At 54.2% G+C, this 25,540-nt stretch carries 23 protein-coding genes; 21 read left to right on the top strand and 2 right to left on the bottom strand.

The window, feature by feature from the left end; genetic code table 11:
• Nucleotides 1-118 precede the first annotated feature (118 nt).
• Complete coding sequence (gene kup / locus V4835_RS23745; protein ID WP_063145562.1) at nucleotides 119-1,987, bottom strand: low affinity potassium transporter Kup; 1,869 nt, start codon at nucleotides 1,985-1,987, stop codon at nucleotides 119-121.
• A gap of 222 nt (nucleotides 1,988-2,209) precedes the next feature.
• Between kup and ravA the strand changes: the two genes are divergently transcribed.
• Nucleotides 2,210-3,706, top strand: a complete 1,497-nt coding sequence (gene ravA, locus V4835_RS23740) for an ATPase RavA (protein WP_331413978.1) — start codon at nucleotides 2,210-2,212, stop codon at nucleotides 3,704-3,706.
• Entirely contained in the window at nucleotides 3,700-5,151 is a 1,452-nt protein-coding gene (gene viaA / locus V4835_RS23735) for an ATPase RavA stimulator ViaA (protein ID WP_331413976.1), read from the top strand. The genes ravA and viaA overlap by 7 nt, the downstream gene beginning before the upstream one ends.
• Here viaA and asnA read toward each other — a convergent pair whose 3' ends face one another.
• Nucleotides 5,152-6,144 carry an aspartate--ammonia ligase gene (gene asnA / locus V4835_RS23730; RefSeq protein WP_063145559.1) on the bottom strand — a complete coding sequence of 331 codons (993 nt, stop codon included), beginning with the start codon at nucleotides 6,142-6,144 and terminating at the stop codon, nucleotides 5,152-5,154.
• Nucleotides 6,145-6,295: 151 nt separating this feature from the next.
• Between asnA and asnC the strand changes: the two genes are divergently transcribed.
• The 19 genes from asnC to pstB all read left to right on the top strand — a co-directional run bounded on the left by asnC (nucleotide 6,296) and on the right by pstB (nucleotide 25,514).
• Nucleotides 6,296-6,754, top strand: a complete 459-nt coding sequence (gene asnC / locus V4835_RS23725) for a transcriptional regulator AsnC (protein WP_023333916.1) — start codon at nucleotides 6,296-6,298, stop codon at nucleotides 6,752-6,754.
• A gap of 90 nt (nucleotides 6,755-6,844) precedes the next feature.
• Nucleotides 6,845-7,294 carry an FMN-binding protein MioC gene (gene mioC / locus V4835_RS23720; RefSeq protein WP_063145557.1) on the top strand — a complete coding sequence of 150 codons (450 nt, stop codon included), beginning with the start codon at nucleotides 6,845-6,847 and terminating at the stop codon, nucleotides 7,292-7,294.
• Nucleotides 7,295-7,668: 374 nt separating this feature from the next.
• Entirely contained in the window at nucleotides 7,669-9,558 is a 1,890-nt protein-coding gene (mnmG, locus tag V4835_RS23715; protein ID WP_014072433.1) for a tRNA uridine-5-carboxymethylaminomethyl(34) synthesis enzyme MnmG, read from the top strand.
• A 107-nt stretch (nucleotides 9,559-9,665) separates the two neighbouring features.
• Nucleotides 9,666-10,289 carry a 16S rRNA (guanine(527)-N(7))-methyltransferase RsmG gene (gene rsmG, locus V4835_RS23710; RefSeq protein WP_063145556.1) on the top strand — a complete coding sequence of 208 codons (624 nt, stop codon included), beginning with the start codon at nucleotides 9,666-9,668 and terminating at the stop codon, nucleotides 10,287-10,289.
• A 616-nt stretch (nucleotides 10,290-10,905) separates the two neighbouring features.
• Nucleotides 10,906-11,286 carry a F0F1 ATP synthase subunit I gene (gene atpI, locus V4835_RS23705; protein ID WP_008500194.1) on the top strand — a complete coding sequence of 127 codons (381 nt, stop codon included), beginning with the start codon at nucleotides 10,906-10,908 and terminating at the stop codon, nucleotides 11,284-11,286.
• Nucleotides 11,287-11,294: 8 nt separating this feature from the next.
• Entirely contained in the window at nucleotides 11,295-12,110 is an 816-nt protein-coding gene (atpB, locus tag V4835_RS23700) for a F0F1 ATP synthase subunit A (protein WP_023309789.1), read from the top strand.
• Nucleotides 12,111-12,159: 49 nt separating this feature from the next.
• Nucleotides 12,160-12,399: a F0F1 ATP synthase subunit C gene (atpE, locus tag V4835_RS23695; protein WP_000429386.1), complete on the top strand. Its 240-nt coding sequence runs from the start codon at nucleotides 12,160-12,162 to the stop codon at nucleotides 12,397-12,399.
• A gap of 48 nt (nucleotides 12,400-12,447) precedes the next feature.
• The gene (atpF, locus tag V4835_RS23690) at nucleotides 12,448-12,918 is read left to right on the top strand and encodes a F0F1 ATP synthase subunit B (protein WP_014072436.1); all 471 of its coding nucleotides are present in this window, start codon (nucleotides 12,448-12,450) and stop codon (nucleotides 12,916-12,918) included.
• Nucleotides 12,919-12,932: 14 nt separating this feature from the next.
• Complete coding sequence (gene atpH / locus V4835_RS23685) at nucleotides 12,933-13,466, top strand: F0F1 ATP synthase subunit delta (RefSeq protein WP_023309790.1); 534 nt, start codon at nucleotides 12,933-12,935, stop codon at nucleotides 13,464-13,466.
• Between the two features lie 12 nt (nucleotides 13,467-13,478).
• Nucleotides 13,479-15,020: a F0F1 ATP synthase subunit alpha gene (atpA, locus tag V4835_RS23680; protein ID WP_006808751.1), complete on the top strand. Its 1,542-nt coding sequence runs from the start codon at nucleotides 13,479-13,481 to the stop codon at nucleotides 15,018-15,020.
• A gap of 51 nt (nucleotides 15,021-15,071) precedes the next feature.
• Nucleotides 15,072-15,935: a F0F1 ATP synthase subunit gamma gene (atpG, locus tag V4835_RS23675; RefSeq protein WP_008500191.1), complete on the top strand. Its 864-nt coding sequence runs from the start codon at nucleotides 15,072-15,074 to the stop codon at nucleotides 15,933-15,935.
• Between the two features lie 31 nt (nucleotides 15,936-15,966).
• Complete coding sequence (gene atpD, locus V4835_RS23670; RefSeq protein WP_006177559.1) at nucleotides 15,967-17,349, top strand: F0F1 ATP synthase subunit beta; 1,383 nt, start codon at nucleotides 15,967-15,969, stop codon at nucleotides 17,347-17,349.
• Nucleotides 17,350-17,369: 20 nt separating this feature from the next.
• The gene (locus V4835_RS23665) at nucleotides 17,370-17,789 is read left to right on the top strand and encodes a F0F1 ATP synthase subunit epsilon (protein ID WP_006177560.1); all 420 of its coding nucleotides are present in this window, start codon (nucleotides 17,370-17,372) and stop codon (nucleotides 17,787-17,789) included.
• A 138-nt stretch (nucleotides 17,790-17,927) separates the two neighbouring features.
• The gene (gene glmU / locus V4835_RS23660; RefSeq protein ID WP_331413973.1) at nucleotides 17,928-19,298 is read left to right on the top strand and encodes a bifunctional UDP-N-acetylglucosamine diphosphorylase/glucosamine-1-phosphate N-acetyltransferase GlmU; all 1,371 of its coding nucleotides are present in this window, start codon (nucleotides 17,928-17,930) and stop codon (nucleotides 19,296-19,298) included.
• 225 nt (nucleotides 19,299-19,523) lie between these two features.
• On the top strand, nucleotides 19,524-21,353 hold the full coding sequence (glmS, locus tag V4835_RS23655; RefSeq protein WP_331413971.1) for a glutamine--fructose-6-phosphate transaminase (isomerizing): 1,830 nt from the start codon (nucleotides 19,524-19,526) through the stop codon (nucleotides 21,351-21,353).
• Between the two features lie 321 nt (nucleotides 21,354-21,674).
• Nucleotides 21,675-22,715: a phosphate ABC transporter substrate-binding protein PstS gene (pstS, locus tag V4835_RS23650; protein ID WP_063145553.1), complete on the top strand. Its 1,041-nt coding sequence runs from the start codon at nucleotides 21,675-21,677 to the stop codon at nucleotides 22,713-22,715.
• 128 nt (nucleotides 22,716-22,843) lie between these two features.
• On the top strand, nucleotides 22,844-23,803 hold the full coding sequence (gene pstC, locus V4835_RS23645; protein ID WP_023333924.1) for a phosphate ABC transporter permease PstC: 960 nt from the start codon (nucleotides 22,844-22,846) through the stop codon (nucleotides 23,801-23,803).
• Complete coding sequence (gene pstA / locus V4835_RS23640) at nucleotides 23,803-24,693, top strand: phosphate ABC transporter permease PstA (protein ID WP_063145552.1); 891 nt, start codon at nucleotides 23,803-23,805, stop codon at nucleotides 24,691-24,693. The genes pstC and pstA overlap by 1 nt, the downstream gene beginning before the upstream one ends.
• 47 nt (nucleotides 24,694-24,740) lie before the next feature.
• On the top strand, nucleotides 24,741-25,514 hold the full coding sequence (gene pstB, locus V4835_RS23635; protein WP_010426574.1) for a phosphate ABC transporter ATP-binding protein PstB: 774 nt from the start codon (nucleotides 24,741-24,743) through the stop codon (nucleotides 25,512-25,514).
• The last annotated feature ends 26 nt before the right edge of the window (nucleotides 25,515-25,540 follow it).

The following is a 25,540-nucleotide window of genomic DNA, read 5'->3' as shown; positions in this document are numbered from 1 at the left end:
TAAGTGAAATGGAGTGGAGGTAAATGCAAAACGGTAACCCCAAGGTTACCGTTTTTTATGTTTGCGCCCTCTCCCTGTGGGAGAGGGTCGGGGTGAGGGCATCAGGCCGCACAAAGACTTAGATCTCGACCTGCGTTCCCAGCTCAATCACGCGGTTAGGCGGGATCTCAAACTGGTCTGGCGCACGCAGGGCGTTACGCTGCAGGATGAGGTAAAGCTTGCCGCGCAGGCGCAGATACCACGGGCGCTTGCCGATGATCAGCGACTCGTGCGACATAAAGAACGACGTCTCCATCATCCGGCAGCTCAGCCCTTCCAGGCCGCAGCGGTGGAACACCTCTTCCACGTTTGGCGTTTCACGCCAGCCGTAGCTTGCCACCACGCGCCAGAAGGTCGGCGACAGCTGCTCAATCTGCACGCGACGGACGTTATGAACATACGGCGCATCTTCGGTGCGCAGCGTCAGCAGGATCACGCGCTCGTGCAGGACTTTATTGTGCTTGAGGTTATGCATCAGCGCGAACGGAATGACATTCAGCGCGCGCGACATATATACCGCGGTCCCCGGCACGCGAACCGGCGGGGATTTCTCCAGAGAAGCGATCATCGCCTCCAGAGAGTTCCCGTGCTCATGCATGCGGCGCAGCAGGCGGAAACGCTCGCTTTTCCAGGTGGTCATGACAATGAACATCACCAGACCCAGCGTCAGCGGCAGCCAGCCACCGGAGACAATTTTGTCGAGGTTCGCAGAGAACAGCGGCACGTCGATGCACAGGAAGCCCACCAGAATCATCGCCACGAGGAATTTATTCCAGTGCCAGTTTCGGTACGCCACCGTGGTGGAGAGAAGCGATGTCAGCACCATCGTACCGGTTACGGCAATACCGTACGCCGCCGCCAGGTTACTGGAGTGCTCGAAGCTGACGATAACAATGACAACAGCAAAATAGAGCAGCCAGTTAATGAACGGGATGTAAATCTGACCCGACTCCATCTCTGAGGTATGGATGATGCGCATCGGTGAGAGATAGCCCAGACGCACGGCCTGGCGCGTCAGAGAAAACACGCCGGAAATCACCGCCTGGGAGGCAATGACGGTCGCCAGCGTCGCCAGAATCAGCATCGGCACCAGCGCCCAGTCAGGCGCCAGCAGGAAGAACGGGTTCTTGATCGCTTCCGGGTTTTTAAGCAACAGCGCACCCTGACCGAAGTAGTTCAGCACCAGCGACGGGAGCACCACAATAAACCATGCCACGCGGATAGGCAGTTTCCCGAAGTGGCCCATGTCAGCATACAGCGCTTCCACACCGGTGATGGAGAGCACGACGGCCCCCAGCGCCACGAAGGAAACCACTTTGTATTCGAGGAAGAAATGCACGGCCCAGTAAGGGTTCAGCGCATGCAGCACTTCCGGGTTCGCGATAATGCTGCGCAAGCCAAGCGCCGCCAGGATCAGGAACCAGGCCAGCATAATCGGTGCAAACAGTTTGCCCACCAGCCCAGTACCGTGCTTCTGGATCATGAACAGCAGCGTCAGGACAATAATGGCCAGCGGAACCACCCACGTATCGAGCTGTGGCGCGATAATCTCCAGCCCCTCTATCGCCGACAGCACCGAGATAGCCGGCGTTATCACCACTTCCCCGTAGAAGAAACTGCCGCCAATCAGGCCGATAATGACCAGCACTGAGGTCATTCTGGCCGAGGTATTGCGCCCGGCAAGGGACATCAGGGTCAGGATCCCACCTTCACCTGCGTTATCAGCACGCATAACGAAGGAGAGATATTTAACGGAAACCACCAGGATCAGCAGCCAGAAAATGAGGGACAGGAAGCCAAACACGGCATCGCGTTCAACACCAAAGCCAAACTGGCCGGACAGACATTCACGAAGCGTATAAAGCGGGCTGGTGCCGATATCACCGTAGACAACCCCGATCGCCGCAAGCGTTATTGCGGGTAATGATTGCTTATTATCAGTGCTCATAGACTAGTCTTTTCGTTTAAATAACAAATGTGTTCCCGGTCCCTTGGCCCACAAAAAGCGCACAGTATGCACGATTCATTGCAAAATCGTACCCCTAAATGCAACCGCATTAATGTAGCGCAAAGAAAATTGCGCCGCACTTCAGTCTATTACCAGCCCTGACTGAAACGTCTATACTCGCTTCAATTGGCCGCCACGACGGCGAAAGGATGCAAAACTATTATGGCTCACTCACATTTATTAGCAGAAAGAATTTCCCGCCTCAGCAGCGCGCTGGAGAAAGGCCTTTTCGAGCGTAGCCACGCCATTCGCCTCTGTTTACTGGCGGCGCTGAGCGGTGAAAGCGTGTTTTTACTGGGACCACCGGGCATTGCCAAAAGCCTGATCGCCCGCCGGCTAAAATTTGCTTTTCAGAACGCCCGCGCCTTCGAATATCTCATGACCCGGTTTTCCACCCCAGAAGAAGTTTTTGGCCCGCTTTCTATTCAGGCATTGAAAGATGAGGGGCGCTATCAGCGTCTGACAGAAGGGTATCTTCCGGAGGCTGAGATTGTTTTTCTTGATGAGATCTGGAAAGCGGGACCGGCTATTCTGAACACCTTGCTCACGGCGATAAATGAACGTCGGTTCCGTAACGGCGCCAGTGAAGAGAAAATCCCGATGCGCCTGCTGGTGGCCGCCTCTAACGAACTGCCTGAAGCCGACAGCAGTCTGGAAGCGCTGTATGACCGTATGCTGATCCGCCTGTGGCTGGACAAAGTGCAGGATAAATCCAATTTCCGCTCCCTGCTGATAAGCCAGCAGGATGAGAACGAAAATCCGGTGCCTGCTTCGCTACAGGTCACCGATGAGGAGTATCACCAGTGGCAGCAGGATATCAGCAAAATTAAACTGCCTGACGCCGTATTCGAGCTGATCTATCTGCTGCGCCAGCAGCTCGATCTCCTCCCTTCTGCGCCCTATGTTTCCGATCGCCGCTGGAAAAAAGCGATCCGTCTGCTGCAGGCCAGCGCCTTGTTCAGCGGGCGTGACGCCGTTGCGCCAATCGACCTGATCCTGCTCAAAGACTGCCTCTGGCATGATGCAGAAGGCATGAACCTGATGCAGCAGCAGCTTGACGTTTTGATGACCGGGCACGCCTGGGGACAGCAGGCGATGCTCAACCAGCTGGGGGCGATTGCCCAGCGGCGCATCCAGCTTCAACAGCAGCAAAGTGATAAAACCGCGCTGAAAGTGAATCGCCTCGGGGGCATGTTCGCCCGCAAACCGCACTACGAGCTTCCTGCCGATCTGACCGGCACAACGCTCACGCTGCTGCTCCAGCAGCCGCTCAAACTGCATGATATGCAGGTGGTACACATTACGATTGAGCGCGAGGCGCTGGCGCAGTGGCTGGATAAGGGCGGTGAGATCCGCGGCAAGCTCAACGGCATTGGTTTCGCGCAGCCGCTGACGATGGAAGTGGACAGCAGCCAGCATCTGGTGATCCGCGACGTCAGCCTGCAGGGATCGCGTCTGGCGCTGCCGGGAACCGCTTCTGACAGCGTCCCCGAAGAGATTAAGCAGCAGCTGGAAGCGCTGGATACGGAATGGCACCAGCAGCACACCCGCTTCAGCGATCAGCAAAAATGCCTCTTTATTCATAGCGACTGGTTAGGTCGTATCGAAGCCAGCCTGCAGGACGTCAGCGCGCAGATCAAACAGGCGCGTCAATGCTAACGCTGGATACGCTTAACGTCATGCTGGCCGTCAGCGAGGAGGGGTTGATCGAAGAAGTGGTCATTACCCTTCTGGCATCGCCGCAGCTGGCGGCGTTTTTTGAAAAATTCCCGAAGCTCAAAAAAGCGATGACCGACGATCTCCCACGCTGGCGCGATAACCTTCACCAGCGGTTTAAGGAGACGGAAGTCCCGCCTGAATTGACGGAGGAGGTCGCCAGCTATCAGCAGTGCCAACGGCTGTCGACACCGCAGTTTATCGTCCATCTACCGCAAACCCTTACGCTGCTTGATAAAGTCCACTCTCCGTTTGCCGGCCAGGCGCGGGCGCTGGTGACGGATAACGCCACCTTTACTCCGGCGCTGCATACCCTGTTTTTACAGCGCTGGCGGCTGAGCCTGGTCGTTCAGGCCACAACCCTTAACCAGCAGCTGCTGGATGAAGAGCGTGAACAGCTGCTTAGCGAAGTTCAGGAGCGTATGACGCTGAGCGGCCAGCTTGAAGAGGTGCTGGTAGAAAATGAAAACGCCGCCGGACGTCTGTGGGACATGAGCGCCGGGCAGTTGAAGCGCGGTGACTACCAGCTGATCGTCAAGTACGGCGACTTTCTAACGCAGCAGCCGGAGCTGATGAAGCTTGCAGAACAGCTGGGCCGCTCAAGGGAGGCAAAGTCGGTCCCAAAGAAAGATGCCCCGATGGAAACCTTCCGCACCCTGGTGCGCGAACCGGCCACTGTACCGGAACAGGTGGATGGATTGCAGCAAAGCGACGACATCTTACGTCTGCTGCCGACCGAGCTGAGCACGCTGGGGATGACCGAGCTGGAGTATGAGTTCTATCGTCGGCTGGTGGAAAAACAGCTTCTCACCTACCGACTGCACGGCGAAGCCTGGCGCGAGAAAGTCAGCCAACGGCCGGTGGTCCATCAGGACTTTGATGAGCAGCCGCGCGGGCCATTCATTGTTTGCGTGGATACGTCCGGATCGATGGGCGGGTTTAACGAGCAGTGTGCAAAGGCATTCTGTCTGGCGCTGATGCGCGTGGCGCTCGCCGATCGTCGTCGCTGCTTCATCATGTTGTTCTCCAGCGAGGTTGTGGGCTATGAGCTGACGAACCAGCAGGGTATCGAGCAGGCAATCCGCTTCCTGAGCCAGCGTTTTCGCGGCGGCACGGATCTGGCCAGCTGCTTTCGTAGCATTGTGGAGCGTATGCAGGGCGGCGACTGGTACGACGCTGACGCAGTGGTGATTTCCGATTTTATTGCCCAGCGACTGCCGGATGACGTGGTGAATAAGGTGAAGGAATTACAGCGAGTGCATCAGCACCGTTTTCACGCGGTGGCGATGTCCGCCCATGGAAAACCCGGCATCATGCGCATCTTCGATCATATCTGGCGCTTCGATACCGGGCTGCGTAGCCGCCTGCTCAGACGCTGGCGGCGTTAATTACAGAAGAGAGCCAACGCTTTCACGTACCTGCTGCGGCCAGACGCCACACTGGACCTGACCGATATGGGGTAATTGCAGCAGCAGCATGGTCAGACGGGACTGGCCGATACCGCCGCCGATCGTCTGAGGCATTTCACCGCGCAGCAGCGCCTGGTGCCACTCGAGTTTGAGACGATCTTCATCACCGGTGACCGCCAGCTGGCGCTTAAGCGCGTCAGCATCCACGCGGATCCCCATAGAAGAAAGCTCGAATGCGTCTTCCAGTACCGGGTTCCACACCAGAATATCGCCGTTCAGCCCGGCAAATTCGCCCTCACCCACAGTGCTCCAGTCATCATAATCCGGCGCGCGAACGTCGTGGCGTTTGCCATCAGACAGTTTTCCGCCGATCCCAATCAGAAATACCGCGCCCAGCTCTTTGGCGATCGCACGCTCACGGCCTTTAGCGTCCAGATCCGGGTAGCGGCTCAGCAATTCCTGGCTGTGTACAAAGTGGATCGTATCCGGCAGGAACGGTGCCAGACCAAACTCTTTGCTTACGGCTGCTTCGGTCGCTTTGATCCCGGCGTAGATCGCCTCAACGGTAGATTTCAGCGTGCCAACGTGACGCTCGCCGTCACCCATTACGCGCTCCCAGTCCCACTGGTCAACATAGACAGAGTGAATTGGGGTGAGACGGTCTTCATCGGGGCGAAGGGCTTTCATGTGCGTGTAGAGCCCTTCGCCCGCGCTGAAGTCGTGTTGTCCCAGGGTTTGACGCTTCCACTTCGCCAGGGAATGAACCACTTCGAACTGAGCGTCTGGCAGTGTTTTCACTTTCACCTGTACCGCTTTTTCGCATCCAGACAGGTTATCCTGGGTCCCGTCGCCCACGCGGCTCAGAATCGGCGCCTGGACTTCAATTAGCCCAAGTTTATCTTCCAGCTGGCGTGAAAAATGGGATTTAACGAAACTGATCTGGCGTTGTTTAGCGATGTAAGCGGTTTTCATTATTTATACTCCTGCGTCCTGTTGATATTGATTAAGCAACAGAAATGGCATCACATTCAATAACTCATCAACAAAAAGCCAGCTTCACTTTTAATTCGATAAAATTAAACGCTAGAATAGAGTGATTCATTAATCCTCATAAGAAAAAGCTATGGAAAATTATCAGATCGACAATCTCGACCGCGGCATCCTGGAGGCGTTAATGGCCAATGCCCGTACCGCCTACGCCGAGCTGGCGAAACAGTTTGGCGTCAGCCCGGGAACCATTCACGTTCGCGTAGAGAAGATGAAGCAGGCGGGGATCATTACCGGCGCACGCATAGACGTCAGCCCTAAACATCTGGGTTACGACGTCTGCTGCTTCATCGGCATCATTCTTAAAAGCGCCAAAGACTACCCTTCCGCCCTGGCGAAGCTGAACGCGCTGGATGAGGTCACCGAGGCGTATTACACCACCGGGCACTACAGCATCTTTATTAAGGTCATGTGTCGATCCATCGACGCCCTCCAGCAGGTACTTATCAACAAGATCCAAACAATCGATGAAATTCAGTCCACCGAGACTCTGATCTCCCTGCAAAACCCGATCATGCGTACCATCCGCCCATGATCGGGCAAATTCATTCCCACATTTTCCACAGGTAGATCCCAGCTCGTTCACAGCGTACAATGGCCGTCTCTTTATCTGGGCGAGCGATCAATGGCGGACATTACCCTTATCAGCGGCAGCACCCTTGGTGGTGCGGAATACGTAGCGGAACACCTGGCTGAAAAGCTGGAAGATGCGGGCTTTTCCACGGAAACCCTGCACGGCCCGTTGCTTGAAGATCTCCCGGCTGACGGGGTCTGGCTGCTGATCACCTCCACGCACGGCGCGGGCGATCTGCCGGATAACCTGCAACCTTTATATGACGAACTGCTGGAACAGCAGCCCGACCTGTCAAACGTCCGTTTTGGCGCGGTGGGGATCGGCAGTCGTGAATATGACACCTTTTGCGGGGCAATAGAGAAAGTTGAAGCCGCTGTCACCTCCTGCGGAGCAAAACAGCTGGGTGAAACACTCAAGATCAACATCCTCGATCATGACATTCCGGAGGATCCAGCCGAGATCTGGCTCGCGGAATGGAAAAATTTACTCAAAAACGATTAAAGATCGCGCGAACAGATGTGGATAACTCTGGTTAAAAGCTCGTATTAACCCGTAGTTATCCAAAGAATAACTGTAGTGTGGTTTTTGACCTGTGTATAAAGTCGCGATCTGATCCCAGCTTATACTGTCCAGGATCACCGATCATTCACAGCAAACGATCCTTTCTAACCGCATGATCTTCTTTATGAGATCGGACTTATCCACACATGTTGGCGATCCTAATAAGAGATCACAATAGAACAGATCTCTAAATAAAAAGATCTTCTTTTTAATAGCCCAGGATCCCAATGCTTTCTCGAAAGACTAAAGTTGAGTAGAATCCACGGCCCGGGCTTCAATCCATTTTCATACCGCTTTACGCGAGGCAGACCACCATGTTTTATCAGGATCCTTTTGACGTCATCATCATTGGCGGGGGTCATGCAGGCACTGAGGCCGCAATGGCCGCAGCGCGTATGGGTCAGCAGACCCTGCTTTTGACACACAATATCGACACGCTGGGACAAATGTCCTGTAATCCGGCGATTGGCGGCATTGGGAAAGGACACCTGGTAAAAGAAGTGGATGCACTTGGCGGCCTGATGGCGAAAGCGATCGATCATGCAGGCATCCAGTTTAGGATACTAAACGCGAGCAAAGGACCTGCTGTTCGGGCGACTCGTGCCCAGGCAGACCGCGTGCTCTACCGTCAGGCTGTGCGCACCGCGCTGGAGAACCAGCCGAACCTGATGATCTTCCAACAGGCAGTTGAAGATCTTATCGTTGAGAACGATCGCGTCGTAGGTGCCGTGACCCAGATGGGCCTCAAATTCCGCGCGAAAGCCGTGGTGCTGACCGTGGGTACATTCCTGGACGGTAAAATTCATATCGGTCTGGATAACTACAGCGGTGGCCGTGCTGGCGATCCGCCGTCTATTCCACTGTCTCGTCGTCTGCGTGAACTGCCGCTGCGCGTCAGCCGCCTGAAAACCGGTACGCCGCCGCGTATTGATGCGCGCACCATTGATTTCAGCGTGCTGGCGCAACAGCACGGCGATAACCCAATGCCGGTCTTCTCGTTCATGGGCAATGCGGCGCAACATCCGCAGCAGGTACCGTGCTACATCACGCACACCAACGAGAAAACGCATGACGTGATCCGCAACAACCTCGATCGCAGCCCCATGTATGCAGGCGTGATCGAAGGGATCGGCCCACGCTACTGTCCGTCGATCGAAGACAAAGTGATGCGCTTTGCCGATCGTAACCAGCACCAGATCTTCCTGGAGCCGGAAGGACTGACTTCAAACGAAATTTACCCGAACGGCATCTCCACCAGCCTGCCGTTCGACGTGCAGATGCAAATTGTTCGCTCAATGCAGGGGATGGAGAATGCGAAAATCGTTCGCCCCGGCTACGCTATTGAGTACGATTTCTTCGATCCGCGTGACCTGAAGCCAACCCTGGAAAGCAAATTCATCCACGGTCTGTTCTTCGCGGGGCAGATTAACGGCACCACCGGTTACGAAGAAGCGGCTGCGCAGGGTCTGCTTGCCGGTCTGAACGCCGCGCGCTTCTCTGCTGAGAAAGAGGGCTGGGCGCCAGGCCGTTCTCAGGCGTATCTGGGCGTGCTGGTTGACGATCTCTGCACGCTGGGTACCAAAGAACCGTACCGTATGTTTACCTCTCGCGCGGAATATCGCCTGATGCTGCGTGAAGATAACGCCGACCTGCGTCTGACCGAAATGGGCCGCGAGCTGGGTCTGGTGGATGACGAACGCTGGGCGCGCTTTAACGAGAAGCTGGAGCGCATTGAACAGGAACGTCAGCGCCTGAAAACCACCTGGGTGAATCCGCAGGCGGAAACCGCTGCCGAAGTAAACGCTCACTTAACAGCGCCGCTGTCGCGTGAAGCCAGCGGGGAAGATCTGCTGCGCCGTCCTGAAGTCACCTACGAGAACCTGGTCAAACTGACCGCGTTCGCGCCGGGACTGGAAGATGCTGAAGCGGCAGAGCAGGTTGAGATCCAGGTGAAGTACGAAGGTTACATCGCGCGTCAGCAGGATGAGATCGAAAAACAGCAGCGTAACGAAAACACGCTGCTGCCGGAAATGCTGGACTACCGCCAGGTGACGGGTCTTTCCAACGAAGTGATCGCCAAGCTGAACGATCACAAACCGGTGTCGATCGGCCAGGCCTCACGTATCTCCGGCGTCACGCCAGCAGCGATTTCCATTCTGCTGGTGTGGTTGAAAAAACAGGGTATGCTGCGCCGCAGCGCGTAATGCCCAGAACATTGCCCGGTGGCGCTGCGCTTACCGGGCCTACTGAACCCGTAGGGCGGGTAAGCGAAGCGCCACCCGCCACCTAAGTTTTCCAACAGGTATTCACCGTGCTCAACAAACTCTCTCGTCTGCTGGATCAGGCAGGTATTTCGCTCACCGATCACCAGAAAAATCAGCTGGTGGCCTATGTCGATATGCTGAACAAATGGAACAAAGCGTACAACCTGACCTCAGTACGTGACCCCAACGAGATGCTGGTACGCCATATTCTCGATAGCATTGTGGTTGCCCCCTGGCTGAAAGGTGCGCGTTTCATCGACGTGGGAACGGGGCCTGGTTTACCGGGCGTTCCGCTGTCGATTGTTCGCCCGGAAAGCCATTTCACGCTGCTGGACAGCCTTGGCAAGCGCGTGCGCTTTTTACGTCAGGTTCAGCATGAGCTGAAGCTTGAGAACATCACGCCCGTGCAGAGCAGGGTAGAAGAATTCCCGGCAGAGCCGCCGTTTGATGGGGTTATCAGCCGCGCTTTTGCGTCGCTCAACGATATGGTGAGCTGGTGCAAGCACTTACCCGCAGAGAACGGCCGCTTCTATGCGCTGAAAGGGCAGTTGCCAGGCGATGAGATTGAACAGCTTCCGGATGGATTTGCTGTTGAATCCATCGAGAAATTAAACATTCCTCAGCTCGATGGGGAACGTCATCTGGTGATAATTAAGCCAAACAATTTTTAAAAAATTAATAAAAAATGTGGAATTTGTGCTGTTCCTGGCATGTTAAAAAACAGCACAACTACCGGGGATTTACCGGTGAGCGTTTAACCTCTTTTTCACTAAGGTTTTTCTTCCGGTTAACGTAGCGTCTATTATTCACCGTGAAGATAGTCATCTGTGAAAATATAAGTCTGCTAAAAGTGGAAGGCAGTCACCAGAACGCAATGTTAATTATTTATTAAGAATGTCAATAAAAGGTTTTTATTGTGTACTGGGCTGTTTTGAAAATAGTTACGACGTTTTGCGTTTAATTTCATAAAGATAAATTTACGCGATTTGCGCCTTTGATAAATACAACCTTATCGCAAATGTGTGTTTTGTGATCTCGTGCACGCTTTATCGTCAACGTTTTCGCGCTGTTTGCAGTTTTGGTCGAAGGTTGACGCTTTCAGCGAAAGTTAAAAAATAGCGGTGGGGGAAAATATTTAAACATTTATTCACCTTTTCGCTACTTAATGTTTGAAATCACGGGTGCGCACCGTATAATTTGACCGCTTTTTGATGCTTGACTCTGAGCCTTAAAGGACGTTTTATACGACACGCGGCATACCTCGAAGGGAGCAGGAGTAAAAACGTGATGTCTGTGTCGCTCTTGAGTAGAAACGTTGCTCGTAAGCTTCTGTTCATTCAGTTTCTGGCTGTGATAGCAAGTGGACTGCTGTTTAGCCTCAAAGACCCCTTCTGGGGCATCTCCGCCGTGTGCGGGGGTTTGGCGGTTGTGCTGCCAAACGTGTTGTTTATGATTTTTGCCTGGCGTCATCAGGCGCATACACCCGCCAAAGGCCGCGTGGCCTGGTCCTTCGCCCTCGGCGAAGTGTGTAAGGTGTTGCTGACCTTTGCTCTACTGGTGATGGCGCTGGCGGTTTTGAAAGTGGTCTTCATGCCGCTGATAGCAACGTGGGTTTTGGTGCTGGTGGTACAAGTTCTGGCTCCAGCTGTAATCAATAACAAAGGGTAAAAGGCATCATGGCTTCAGAAAATATGACGCCGCAGGATTACATAGGTCACCATCTGAATAACCTTCAGCTGGACCTGCGTACATTCTCGCTGGTGGATCCACATAACCCCCCGGCCACCTTCTGGACGATCAACATCGACTCCATGTTCTTCTCGGTGGTTTTGGGTCTTCTGTTCCTGGCCATGTTCCGCGGTGTTGCTAAACGAGCGACCAGCGGTGTACCAGGGAAATTCCAGACTTTCATCGAAATGATCATCGGCTTCGTCCATGGCAGCGTCAAAGACATGTACCATGGCAAGAGCAAGCTGATTGCTCCGCTGGCCCTGACCGTGTTCGTTTGGGTCTTCCTGATGAACCTGATGGACCTGCTGCCAATCGATCTGCTGCCGTTTATCGGCGAGCACATCTTCGGCCTGCCTGCGCTGCGTGTTGTACCGTCTGCGGACGTGAACATCACCCTGTCGATGGCGCTGGGCGTGTTTATCCTGATTCTTTTCTACAGCATCAAAATGAAAGGCGTAAGCGGCTTTGTGAAAGAGCTTACCTTGCAGCCGTTCAACCACTGGGCGTTTATTCCGGTCAACCTGATCCTGGAAGGCGTTAGCCTGCTGTCCAAACCTGTTTCACTGGGTCTGCGACTGTTCGGCAACATGTATGCGGGTGAGCTGATTTTCATTCTGATCGCGGGTCTTCTGCCGTGGTGGTCACAGTGGATTCTTAATGTGCCTTGGGCCATTTTCCACATCCTGATCATTACGCTGCAAGCCTTTATCTTCATGGTTCTGACGATCGTCTATCTGTCGATGGCGTCTGAAGAGCACTGATTTTTTACCAACACTACTACGTTTTAATTGAAACAAACTGGAGACTGTCATGGAAAACCTGAATATGGATCTGCTGTACATGGCTGCCGCTGTGATGATGGGTCTGGCGGCTATCGGTGCTGCGATCGGTATCGGCATCCTCGGGGGCAAATTCCTGGAAGGCGCAGCGCGTCAACCTGATCTGATTCCTCTGCTGCGTACTCAGTTCTTTATCGTTATGGGTCTGGTGGATGCTATCCCAATGATCGCTGTAGGTCTGGGTCTGTACGTGATGTTTGCTGTCGCGTAGTAGTAGTTTTAAAACCCTAAGCCACAGAAATTAAAGAGGTATTGTGCTGTGAACATGAACGCAACAATCCTCGGCCAGGCCATCGCGTTTATTCTCTTTGTCTGGTTCTGCATGAAGTATGTATGGCCGCCTTTAATGGCTGCCATCGAAAAACGTCAGAAAGAAATTGCTGACGGTCTGGCTTCTGCAGAACGCGCTAAGAAAGATTTGGACCTTGCACAGGCCAACGCGACAGACCAGCTGAAAAAAGCGAAAGCGGAAGCTCAGGTAATCATCGAACAGGCTAACAAACGCCGTTCGCAGATCCTGGACGAAGCCAAAGCTGAAGCAGAACAGGAACGTACTAAGATCGTGACACAGGCTCAGGCAGAAATTGATGCTGAGCGTAAACGTGCTCGTGAAGAACTGCGTAAGCAGGTTGCGATTCTGGCTGTTGCTGGCGCCGAGAAGATCATCGAACGTTCCGTGGATGAAGCTGCTAACAGCGACATCGTGGACAAACTTGTCGCTGAACTGTAAGGAGGGAGGGGCTGATGTCTGAATTTGTTACGGTAGCTCGCCCCTACGCCAAAGCAGCTTTTGACTTTGCTGTCGAACACCAAAATGTCGATCGCTGGCAGGATATGCTGGCGTTTGCCGCTGAGGTGACGAAAAACGAACAAATGGCTGAGTTGCTTTCCGGTGCGTTAGCACCTGAAACTCTCGCCGCGTCGTTTATCGCCGTGTGCGGAGAGCAACTGGATGCCAACGGCCAGAACCTGATTAAGGTCATGGCAGAAAATGGTCGTCTCCGTGTGCTCCCGGATGTTCTCGAGCAGTTTGAGCACTTACGTGCCCTTAGTGAAGCAACCGCTGAAGTTGAAGTGACTTCTGCGACTGAACTGAGTAACGAACAGCTTGCGAAAATCACCGCCGCGATGGAAAAACGTCTGTCACGCAAAGTTAAGCTGAATTGCAAAATCGATAAGTCTGTAATGGCAGGCGTAATCATCCGTTCGGGTGATATGGTCATTGATGGCAGCGTACGCGGCCGTCTTGAACGCCTTGCAGACGTCTTGCAGTCTTAAGGGGACTGGAGCATGCAACTGAATTCCACCGAAATCAGCGAACTGATCAAGCAGCGCATTGCTCAGTTCAGTGTTGTGAGTGAAGCTCACAACGAAGGTACTATTGTTTCTGTAAGTGACGGTGTTATCCGCATCCACGGCCTGGCCGATTGTATGCAGGGTGAGATGATTTCCCTGCCGGGTAACCGTTACGCTATCGCACTGAACCTGGAGCGCGACTCCGTAGGTGCAGTTGTGATGGGTCCATACGCTGACCTTGCCGAAGGCATGAAGGTTAAGTGTACTGGCCGTATTCTGGAAGTGCCGGTTGGCCGTGGCCTGCTGGGTCGCGTTGTTAACACCCTGGGTGCGCCAATCGACGGTAAAGGTCCGGTTGAGCACGATGGCTTCTCCCCAATCGAAGTTATCGCACCAGGCGTTATCGACCGTCAGTCCGTAGATCAGCCTGTTCAGACAGGTTATAAGTCCGTTGATGCCATGATCCCAATCGGTCGTGGTCAGCGTGAACTGATCATCGGTGACCGTCAGACCGGTAAAACCGCGATGGCAATCGACGCCATCATCAACCAGCGTGACTCCGGCATCAAATGCGTGTACGTGGCCATCGGCCAGAAAGCGTCCACCATTTCCAACGTGGTTCGTAAACTGGAAGAGCACGGCGCACTGTCTAACACCATCGTTGTGGTAGCAACTGCGTCTGAATCCGCTGCACTGCAATACCTGGCGCCATACGCCGGTTGCGCAATGGGCGAATACTTCCGTGACCGCGGTGAAGATGCGCTGATCGTATACGATGACCTGTCTAAACAGGCTGTTGCTTATCGTCAGGTTTCCCTGCTGCTCCGTCGTCCACCAGGACGTGAAGCGTTCCCTGGCGACGTATTCTACCTCCACTCTCGTCTGCTGGAGCGTGCTTCCCGCGTTAACGCGGAATACGTCGAGAACTTCACCAAAGGTGAAGTGAAGGGTAAAACGGGCTCTCTGACCGCTCTGCCGATCATTGAAACCCAGGCGGGTGACGTTTCTGCGTTCGTTCCGACCAACGTAATCTCCATTACCGACGGTCAGATCTTCCTGGAAACCAACCTGTTTAACTCCGGTATTCGTCCGGCGGTTAACCCGGGTATCTCCGTATCCCGTGTTGGTGGTGCTGCTCAGACCAAGATCATCAAGAAACTGTCCGGTGGTATCCGTACCGCGTTGGCACAGTATCGTGAACTGGCTGCGTTCTCTCAGTTCGCATCCGATCTGGACGAAGCAACCCGTAAACAGCTGAGCCACGGTCAGAAAGTGACCGAGCTGCTGAAGCAGAAACAGTACGCACCAATGTCTGTTGCTCAGCAGGGCCTGGTACTGTTCGCGGCTGAACGCGGTTACCTCGAAGATGTGGAACTGGCGAAAATCGGTAGCTTCGAAGCCGCTCTGCTGGCTTACGTCGACCGTGATCACGCTCCGCTGATGCAAGAGATCAACCAGACCGGTGGCTATAACGACGAAATCGAAGGCAAGCTGAAAGCTATCCTCGATTCCTTCAAAGCAACCCAATCCTGGTAATCGTCCGGCGGCTTGTCTCAGGACAAGCCGCCTGGCATTGAGGAGAAGCTCATGGCCGGCGCAAAAGAGATACGTAGTAAGATCGCAAGCGTCCAGAACACGCAAAAGATCACTAAAGCGATGGAGATGGTCGCCGCTTCCAAAATGCGTAAATCGCAGGATCGCATGGCGGCCAGCCGTCCTTATGCAGAAACCATGCGCAAAGTGATTGGTCACCTTGCAAACGGTAATCTGGAATATAAGCACCCTTATCTGGAAGAACGCGACGTTAAGCGCGTGGGCTACCTGGTGGTGTCGACCGACCGTGGTCTGTGTGGCGGCTTGAACATTAACCTGTTCAAAAAACTGCTGGCGGATATGAAAGCATGGTCTGAAAAAGGCGTTCAGTGCGATATCGCAATGATCGGCTCTAAAGGCGTCTCTTTCTTTAACTCCGTTGGTGGCAACATTGTCGCTCAGGTGACCGGTATGGGTGATAACCCGTCCCTGTCCGAACTGATCGGCCCGGTTAAAGTGATGTTGCAGGCCTATGATGAAGGCCGTCTGGACAGACTGTACGTTGTCAGCAACAAATTCATTAACACCATGTCTCAGGTTCCAACGCTCACTCAGATGCTGCCGTTACCGGCATCAGAAGATGACGAGCTGAAGCAAAAAGCCTGGGATTACCTGTATGAACCCGATCCGAAACCGCTGCTGGATACCCTGCTGCGTCGTTACGTTGAATCTCAGGTTTATCAGGGCGTTGTAGAAAACCTGGCCAGCGAGCAGGCCGCACGAATGGTGGCGATGAAAGCCGCGACCGATAATGGCGGCAGCCTGATTAAAGAGCTGCAGTTGGTTTACAACAAAGCTCGTCAGGCCAGCATTACTCAGGAACTCACCGAGATCGTCTCGGGGGCCGCCGCGGTTTAACCAGGTTTACGAATTACGTAGAGGATTCAAGATGGCTACTGGAAAGATTGTCCAGGTAATCGGCGCCGTGGTGGACGTCGAGTTCCCTCAGGACGCCGTACCACGCGTGTACGACGCGCTTGAGGTACAGAATGGTAACGAGAGCCTGGTGCTGGAAGTTCAGCAGCAGCTCGGCGGCGGTATCGTGCGTACCATCGCGATGGGTTCTTCCGACGGTCTGCGTCGTGGTCTGGAAGTTAAAGACCTTGAGCACCCGATCGAAGTCCCGGTAGGTAAAGCAACACTGGGTCGTATCATGAACGTATTGGGTCAACCAATCGACATGAAAGGCGACATCGGTGAAGAAGAGCGTTGGGCTATCCACCGCGCGGCACCTTCCTACGAAGAGCTGTCCAGCTCTCAGGAACTGCTGGAAACCGGTATCAAAGTTATCGACCTGATGTGTCCGTTCGCGAAGGGCGGTAAAGTCGGTCTGTTCGGTGGTGCGGGTGTTGGTAAAACTGTAAACATGATGGAGCTGATCCGTAACATCGCGATCGAGCACTCCGGTTACTCTGTGTTTGCGGGCGTAGGTGAGCGTACTCGTGAGGGTAACGACTTCTACCACGAAATGACTGACTCCAACGTTCTGGACAAAGTTTCCCTGGTTTACGGCCAGATGAACGAGCCACCAGGAAACCGTCTGCGCGTTGCGCTGACCGGTCTGACTATGGCTGAGAAGTTCCGTGACGAAGGCCGTGACGTTCTGCTGTTCGTTGATAACATCTATCGTTACACCCTGGCCGGTACGGAAGTATCTGCACTGCTGGGTCGTATGCCTTCAGCGGTAGGTTATCAGCCTACGCTGGCGGAAGAGATGGGTGTTCTTCAGGAACGTATCACCTCTACCAAAACCGGTTCTATCACCTCCGTTCAGGCGGTATACGTACCTGCGGATGACTTGACTGACCCATCTCCAGCAACCACCTTTGCGCACTTAGATGCAACCGTGGTACTGAGCCGTCAGATCGCGTCTCTGGGTATCTACCCAGCCGTTGACCCGCTGGACTCCACCAGCCGTCAGCTGGATCCACTGGTTGTTGGTCAGGAACACTACGACACCGCGCGTGGCGTACAGTCCCTGCTGCAGCGTTACCAGGAACTGAAAGACATCATCGCCATCCTGGGTATGGATGAACTGTCTGAAGAAGACAAACTGGTGGTAGCACGTGCGCGTAAGATCCAGCGCTTCCTGTCCCAGCCATTCTTCGTTGCGGAAGTATTCACCGGTTCTCCGGGTAAATACGTTTCCCTGAAAGACACCATCCGTGGCTTTAAAGGCATCATGGAAGGCGAATACGATCACCTGCCGGAGCAGGCGTTCTACATGGTTGGTTCCATCGACGAAGCCGTGGAAAAAGCCAAAAAACTTTAACGCCTTAATCGGAGGGTGATATGGCAATGACTTACCACCTGGACGTCGTCAGCGCAGAGCAACAAATGTTCTCTGGTCTGGTCGAGAAAATCCAGGTAACGGGTAGTGAAGGTGAACTGGGTATTTTCCCGGGCCACGCACCGCTGCTCACCGCCATTAAGCCTGGTATGATCCGCATCGTTAAACAGTTCGGTCACGAAGAGTTTATCTATCTGTCCGGCGGCATTCTTGAAGTGCAGCCTGGCAGTGTGACCGTTCTGGCCGATACCGCTATCCGTGGCCAGGATCTCGACGAAGCGCGAGCCCTGGAATCGAAGCGTAAGGCTGAAGAGCACATTAGTAGCTCTCATGGTGACGTGGATTACGCTCAGGCGTCTGCGGAGCTGGCCAAAGCGATCGCGAAACTGCGCGTTATCGAGTTGACCAAAAAAGCGATGTAACACCGGCTTGAAAAGCACAAAAGCCAGTCTGGATACCAGGCTGGCTTTTTTTTTGGGCCTTAATTCATGATTAAAAAGATGTAGAATTTTAAGCATCAAACGTTTTTACTTCACACTCAAACTACCGTCAGGATGCGTATGTCAAACAGTGCGATGAGCGTGGTGATCCTTGCCGCTGGCAAAGGGACCCGCATGTATTCCGATCTGCCTAAGGTGCTCCACACGCTTGCAGGAAAGCCAATGGTGCAGCATGTCATTGATGCAGCGAATGAACTGGGTGCCAGTCAGGTCCACCTGGTCTACGGCCACGGCGGCGATCTGCTTAAAAAGACGCTGAGCGATGACAAGCTCAACTGGGTGCTTCAGGCCGAACAGCTGGGTACAGGCCATGCGATGCAGCAGGCAGCGCCTTTCTTTGCGGATGACGAAGACATTTTGATGCTCTACGGCGATGTCCCGCTGATCTCCGTTGAAACCCTGACTCGCCTGCGTGAAGCCAAACCGCAGGGTGGTATCGGTTTATTGACCGTCGTGCTGGACGATCCAAGCGGTTATGGCCGCATCACCCGTGAAAACGGCAACGTCACGGGTATTGTTGAGCATAAAGATGCCAGCGACGAACAGCGCCAGATTCAGGAGATCAACACCGGTATCCTGATTGCCAATGGCGCGGATATGAAGCGCTGGCTGTCCAAACTCAACAACAACAACGCGCAGGGTGAATACTACATCACCGACATCATTGCGATGGCGTACCACGAAGGGCGTGAAATTGCCGCCGTTCATCCGGCGCGCATCAGCGAAACGGACGGCGTAAACAACCGCCTTCAGCTTTCCCGTCTTGAGCGTATTTATCAGTCCGAGCAGGCCGAAAAACTGCTGCTGGCGGGCGTGATGCTGCGCGATCCGGCGCGTTTCGATCTGCGTGGTTCGTTATCTCACGGGCGTGACGTTGAAATTGATACTAACGTTATTCTCGAAGGTCACGTCACGCTGGGCAATCGCGTCAAAATTGGCGCCGGCTGCGTGATTAAAAATAGTGTCATCGGTGATGACTGCGAAATCAGCCCGTACAGCGTGGTGGAAGATGCCCGTCTGGATGCAGCCTGTACCATCGGCCCGTTTGCGCGTCTGCGCCCGGGCGCTGAGCTGCTGGAAGGCGCTCACGTGGGTAACTTCGTGGAAATGAAAAAAGCGCGTCTGGGTAAAGGCTCGAAAGCCGGTCATCTGACCTATCTTGGCGACGCGGAAATTGGCAATAACGTGAATATTGGTGCAGGGACTATTACCTGTAACTATGACGGCGCGAATAAGTTTAAAACCATCATCGGTGACGACGTGTTCGTTGGCTCCGATACGCAGCTGGTGGCGCCTGTTACCGTGGGTAACGGGGTGACCATTGCCGCCGGAACAACCGTGACGCGCGATGTGGCCGAGAACGAGCTGGTGTTAAGCCGCGTTCCGCAGGTCAGCAAGCTGGGCTGGAAGCGCCCGGTGAAGAAAAAGTAACAACAAGGCGGGTGGCGCTACGCTTACCCGCCCTACGATTGAGTAGGCCTGATAAGGCATAGCCGTCATCAGGCAAACCCGGGTGAGGAGATAAATATATATCTCCCCCCACAAGCAGTACCCATAAAAATAACCCCACTCTCTACAAGGCTCGGGGCGCCCGGAAAGGGCAAATACAGGTCAGCGACAACGCAGGCATAATGCCTAAATTCGGAATCTAAAATTATGTGTGGAATTGTTGGCGCAGTTGCGCAGCGTGATATTGCTGAAATCCTTCTCGAAGGTTTACGTCGTCTGGAATACCGTGGTTACGACTCAGCCGGTCTGGCTGTCGTTGATGCAGAAGGTCATATGACCCGTCTGCGTCGTCTCGGTAAAGTGCAGATGCTGGCCCAGGCCGCGGAAGAACATCCGCTGCACGGTGGTACCGGTATTGCACACACCCGCTGGGCGACGCACGGCGAACCGTCTGAAGGTAACGCGCACCCGCATGTGTCTGAACACATCGTGGTCGTACACAACGGCATTATCGAAAACCACGAACCGCTGCGCGAAGAACTGAAAGCGCGCGGCTACACCTTCGTCTCTGAAACTGACACCGAAGTGATTGCTCACCTGGTGCACTGGGAGCTGGAGCAGGGCGGCACGCTGCGTGATGCGGTGCTGCGCGCTATCCCTCAGCTGCGCGGTGCGTACGGTACGGTGATCATGGATTCCCGCGACCCGTCCACGCTGCTGGCCGCGCGTTCCGGTAGCCCGATGGTTATCGGTCTGGGCATGGGCGAAAACTTCATCGCCTCTGACCAGCTGGCGCTCCTGCCGGTTACCCGTCGCTTTATCTTCCTCGAAGAGGGTGATATCGCGGAAGTGACTCGCCGCAGCGTGACCGTATTCGATACCAAAGGCGAGCAGGTGAAACGTCAGGAGATCGAATCGAATCTGCAGTACGACGCGGGCGACAAAGGCGCTTACCGTCACTACATGCAGAAAGAGATTTACGAACAGCCAAACGCCATCAAAAACACCCTGACCGGGCGCATCAGCCACGGTGAAGTGGATCTGAGCGAGCTGGGCGCAAACGCGAACGAACTGCTCGGTAAAGTTGAGCATATTCAGATCGTGGCCTGCGGCACCTCCTACAACTCCGGTATGGTTTCTCGCTACTGGTTTGAATCCCTGGCGGGCGTGCCGTGCGATGTGGAAATCGCGTCTGAATTCCGCTATCGCAAATCCGCGGTGCGTCGTAACAGCCTGATGATCACCCTTTCCCAGTCTGGCGAAACGGCGGATACGCTGGCCGCGCTGCGTCTCTCTAAAGAGCTGGGTTACCTGGGCTCGCTGGCCATCTGTAACGTTCCTGGCTCATCGCTGGTGCGTGAATCCGATCTGGCGCTGATGACCAATGCGGGTACCGAAATCGGCGTGGCCTCCACCAAAGCGTTTACCACTCAGCTGACCGTTCTGCTGATGCTGGTGGCGAAGCTGGCGCGTCTGAAAGGCGAAGATGCTTCCGTTGAGCACGACATCGTTCACGGCCTGCAGGCGCTGCCGAGCCGTATTGAGCAGATGCTGTCTCAGGACAAACGCATTGAAGCGCTGGCGGAAGATTTCTCTGACAAACATCACGCCCTGTTCCTGGGTCGTGGCGATCAGTATCCGATTGCGCTGGAAGGCGCGCTGAAGCTGAAAGAGATTTCCTACATTCATGCTGAAGCCTATGCGGCAGGCGAGCTGAAACACGGCCCGCTGGCGCTGATTGACGCGGATATGCCGGTCATCGTTGTGGCACCAAACAACGAACTGCTGGAAAAACTGAAGTCTAACATCGAAGAAGTCCGCGCCCGCGGCGGCGTACTGTACGTCTTCGCCGACAAAGATGCCGGTTTTGTCAGCAATGACAACATGCACATCATCGAGATGCCGCATGTGGAAGAGGTGATTGCGCCAATCTTCTACACCGTTCCGCTGCAGCTGCTGGCCTATCACGTTGCGCTGATCAAAGGCACCGACGTTGACCAGCCGCGTAACCTGGCGAAATCGGTTACCGTAGAATAATCCCTTCAGGCTCCACCTTCGGGTGGAGCTTTTTTATCCCGCCCGGTTTGTTTTTAATCAATCCTTTCTCGTTTTTAATAATGACAATTTGTCATCTTCAGCTACTTTTTTCAGTGTCATATAAAGAAAATATTTCTGAAAACGTCTTGTCATAAAAGTGGCTAACGCGATGAAAATTAAGCTTTCTTTTGCTGATTTTTAAGTGAAATTTCCGTTGTCATAAAACTGTCATAATTCGTACATTTATCTGTCACCTGTTTGTCCTATTTTGCTCATCGTAGCCACTAAACAACGATTTACGAAAATCTTGCAGGAGACATTATGAAAGTTATGCGTACCACTGTCGCAACTGTTGTCGCCGCGACCTTATCTCTGAGCGCGTTCTCTGTATTTGCAGAAGCAAGCCTGACTGGCGCTGGTGCAACCTTCCCTGCGCCGGTGTATGCCAAATGGGCGGATACCTACCAGAAAGAAACCGGTAACAAGGTTAACTATCAGGGTATCGGCTCCTCCGGTGGCGTTAAACAAATTACCGCGAACACGGTTGATTTCGGCGCATCAGACGCTCCGCTGTCTGATGACAAACTGGCTCAGGAAGGCCTGTTCCAGTTCCCGACCGTGATCGGTGGCGTAGTCCTGGCCATCAACCTGCCGGGCGTGAAGTCGGGTGAGCTGGTGCTGGACGGCAAAACCCTGGGTGACATCTACCTGGGCAAAATCAAAAAATGGGATGACGAAGCGATCGCTAAACTCAACCCAGGCCTGAAGCTGCCTTCTCAGAACATCGCCGTGGTTCGCCGCGCGGATGGTTCCGGTACCTCTTTCGTGTTCACCAGCTACCTGGCAAAAGTGAACGAAGAGTGGAAATCTAAAGTCGGCTCCGGCTCTACCGTTAACTGGCCAACCGGTCTGGGCGGTAAAGGTAACGACGGTATCGCCGCGTTCGTACAGCGTCTGCCTGGCTCAATTGGTTACGTAGAGTATGCGTACGCTAAGCAGAACAACCTGTCCTACACCAAACTGGTTTCAGCCGACGGCAAACCGGTTAGCCCGACCGAAGAGAACTTTGCTAACGCAGCGAAAGGCGCTGACTGGAGCAAATCGTTCGCGCAGGATCTGACTAACCAGAAAGGCGAAGGTGCATGGCCAATCACCTCTACTACCTTCATCCTGGTTCACAAAGAGCAGAAGAAACCTGAGCAGGGTACCGAAGTGCTGAAGTTCTTCGACTGGGCGTACAAAAACGGCGGCAAACAGGCTAACGCCCTGGATTACGCCACCCTGCCGGACAGCGTGGTTGAGCAGATTCGTGCTGCATGGAAAACCAACGTGAAAGACAGCAGCGGTAAAGCGCTGTACTAACAGGATATATTTAACGAAGATGGCGGGTGGCGCTGCGCTTACCCGCCCTACGGTTTAAGCTGTAGGCCCGGTAAGCGTCAGCGCCACCGGGCATATTCGTAAAAACGTCTCAAACAGAAGAGTAATTTATGGCTGCAACCAAGCCTGCATTTAACCCTCCGGGTAAAAAAGGTGACATGATTTTCAGCGCGCTGGTAAAACTGGCTGCGCTGATTGTGCTATTGCTGCTGGGCGGCATTATCGTGTCTCTGATTTTCTCCTCATGGCCGAGCATCCAGAAATTCGGTTTCTCCTTCCTGTGGACCAAAGAGTGGGACGCGCCGAACGACATCTACGGTGCCCTGGTGCCGATTTACGGCACGCTGGTGACCTCGTTCATCGCCCTTCTGATTGCCGTTCCGGTGAGCTTTGGTATTGCCCTGTTCCTGACGGAGCTGGCGCCGGGCTGGCTGCGACGCCCGCTGGGTATTGCCATCGAACTGCTGGCCGCTATTCCGAGTATCGTTTACGGCATGTGGGGCCTGTTCATCTTTGCTCCGCTGTTCGCCACATACTTCCAGGAACCGGTCGGTAACGTTCTTTCAGCCATTCCGTTTGTGGGGGCCCTGTTCTCTGGCCCGGCTTTCGGTATCGGCATTCTGGCGGCAGGTGTGATCCTCGCCATCATGATAATTCCGTACATTGCGGCGGTTATGCGCGATGTCTTCGAACAAACGCCGGTGATGATGAAAGAGTCGGCCTACGGCATCGGCTGTACTACCTGGGAAGTAATCTGGCGCATTGTCCTTCCGTTCACCAAAAATGGGGTGATCGGGGGCGTGATGCTGGGCTTAGGTCGTGCGCTGGGTGAAACCATGGCGGTCACCTTTATCATCGGTAACACCTACCAGCTCGACAGCGTGTCGCTCTACATGCCGGGTAACAGTATTACCTCGGCGCTGGCGAATGAATTTGCCGAAGCGGAATCGGGGCTGCACGTGGCGGCGCTGATGGAGCTGGGTCTGATTCTGTTCGTTATCACCTTCATTGTTCTGGCGATTTCCAAGCTGATGATTATGCGCCTCGCTAAAAATGAGGGAGCACGCTAATGGCCACTCTCGAAATGCAAGCTACCGCTGAACTGGCGGAATCCCGCCGCAAAATGCAGGCCAGACGCCGCATAAAAAACCGTATTGCCCTGTCGCTCTCTATGGCGACGATGGCATTCGGCCTGTTCTGGCTGGTCTGGATCCTCTTCTCGACGGTCGTTCGCGGGATTGACGGGATGTCACTGTCGCTGTTCACCGAAATGACGCCGCCGCCGAACACGGCGGGTGGTGGCCTGGCGAATGCCCTGGCGGGCAGCGGCCTGCTGATCCTCTGGGCGACGGTCTTCGGCACGCCGCTGGGCATCATGGCGGGCATCTACCTGGCAGAATACGGTCGTAAATCCTGGCTGGCGGAAGTCATTCGCTTCATCAACGACATTCTGCTGTCTGCCCCGTCTATCGTGGTAGGTCTGTTTGTTTACACCGTGGTGGTGGCGCAGATGGAACACTTCTCCGGCTGGGCGGGTGTGATTGCACTGGCGCTGCTGCAGGTGCCGATTGTTATTCGTACCACCGAGAACATGCTGAAACTGGTGCCGGACAGCCTGCGTGAAGCGGCTTATGCGCTGGGTACGCCGAAATGGAAGATGATCTCTGCGATTACGCTCAAAGCATCCATCTCCGGGATCATGACCGGTATCCTGCTGGCGGTTGCGCGTATTGCGGGTGAAACGGCGCCGCTGCTGTTTACGTCTCTCTCCAATCAGTTCTGGAGCACGGACATGATGCAGCCGATCGCCAACCTGCCGGTGACGATCTTTAAATTTGCGATGAGCCCATTCGCGGAATGGCAGCAGCTGGCCTGGGCCGGGGTGCTGATCATTACCCTTTGCGTACTGTTGCTGAACATTCTGGCGCGCGTCATTTTCGCGAAGAAGAAACACGGTTAATTTTTTACGGCGCGGCAGCTCGCGGCGCCGAATGAGGAAATGAGTCAATGAGTATGGTTGATACTGCCCCGGGTAAGATTCAGGTTCGTGATTTGAACTTCTACTACGGCAAATTCCATGCCCTGAAGAACATCAACCTGGATATCGCCAAGAACCAGGTCACGGCATTTATCGGTCCGTCCGGCTGTGGAAAATCCACGCTGCTGCGTACCTTTAACAAAATGTATTCGCTCTATCCGGAGCAGCGCGCTGAAGGTGAAATCATCCTGGACGGCGAAAACATTCTGACCCAGGCTCAGGATATCGCCCTGCTGCGCGCCAAAGTGGGGATGGTGTTCCAGAAACCAACGCCGTTCCCGATGTCCATTTATGACAACATCGCCTTTGGCGTTCGCCTGTTCGAAAAGCTCTCCCGTGCCGATATGGACGAGCGCGTACAGTGGGCTTTGACCAAGGCCGCATTATGGAACGAAACCAAAGATAAGTTGCACCAGAGCGGTTACTCTCTCTCCGGTGGCCAGCAGCAGCGTCTGTGCATTGCGCGCGGTATTGCTATTCGCCCGGAAGTGTTGCTGCTGGATGAGCCGTGTTCAGCGCTGGACCCGATCTCAACCGGCCGTATTGAAGAGCTGATCACCGAGCTGAAGCAGGATTACACCGTGGTTATCGTGACCCACAACATGCAGCAGGCTGCACGTTGTTCCGATCACACGGCGTTTATGTACCTGGGCGAGTTGATTGAGTTCAGCGATACGGACGCGCTGTTCACCAGGCCCGCGAAGAAACAAACCGAAGATTATATTACTGGCCGCTACGGTTGATTTGCCTTAGTGCATGTGGAGAAACC

The organism is Enterobacter cloacae complex sp. CARB60 (genome assembly GCF_036487345.1).
In the GTDB taxonomy this organism is placed as follows: domain Bacteria; phylum Pseudomonadota; class Gammaproteobacteria; order Enterobacterales; family Enterobacteriaceae; genus Enterobacter; species Enterobacter asburiae_D.
Note: the sequence above shows the minus strand (reverse complement) of the source record. Positions and strands in the feature narration are given on the sequence as shown.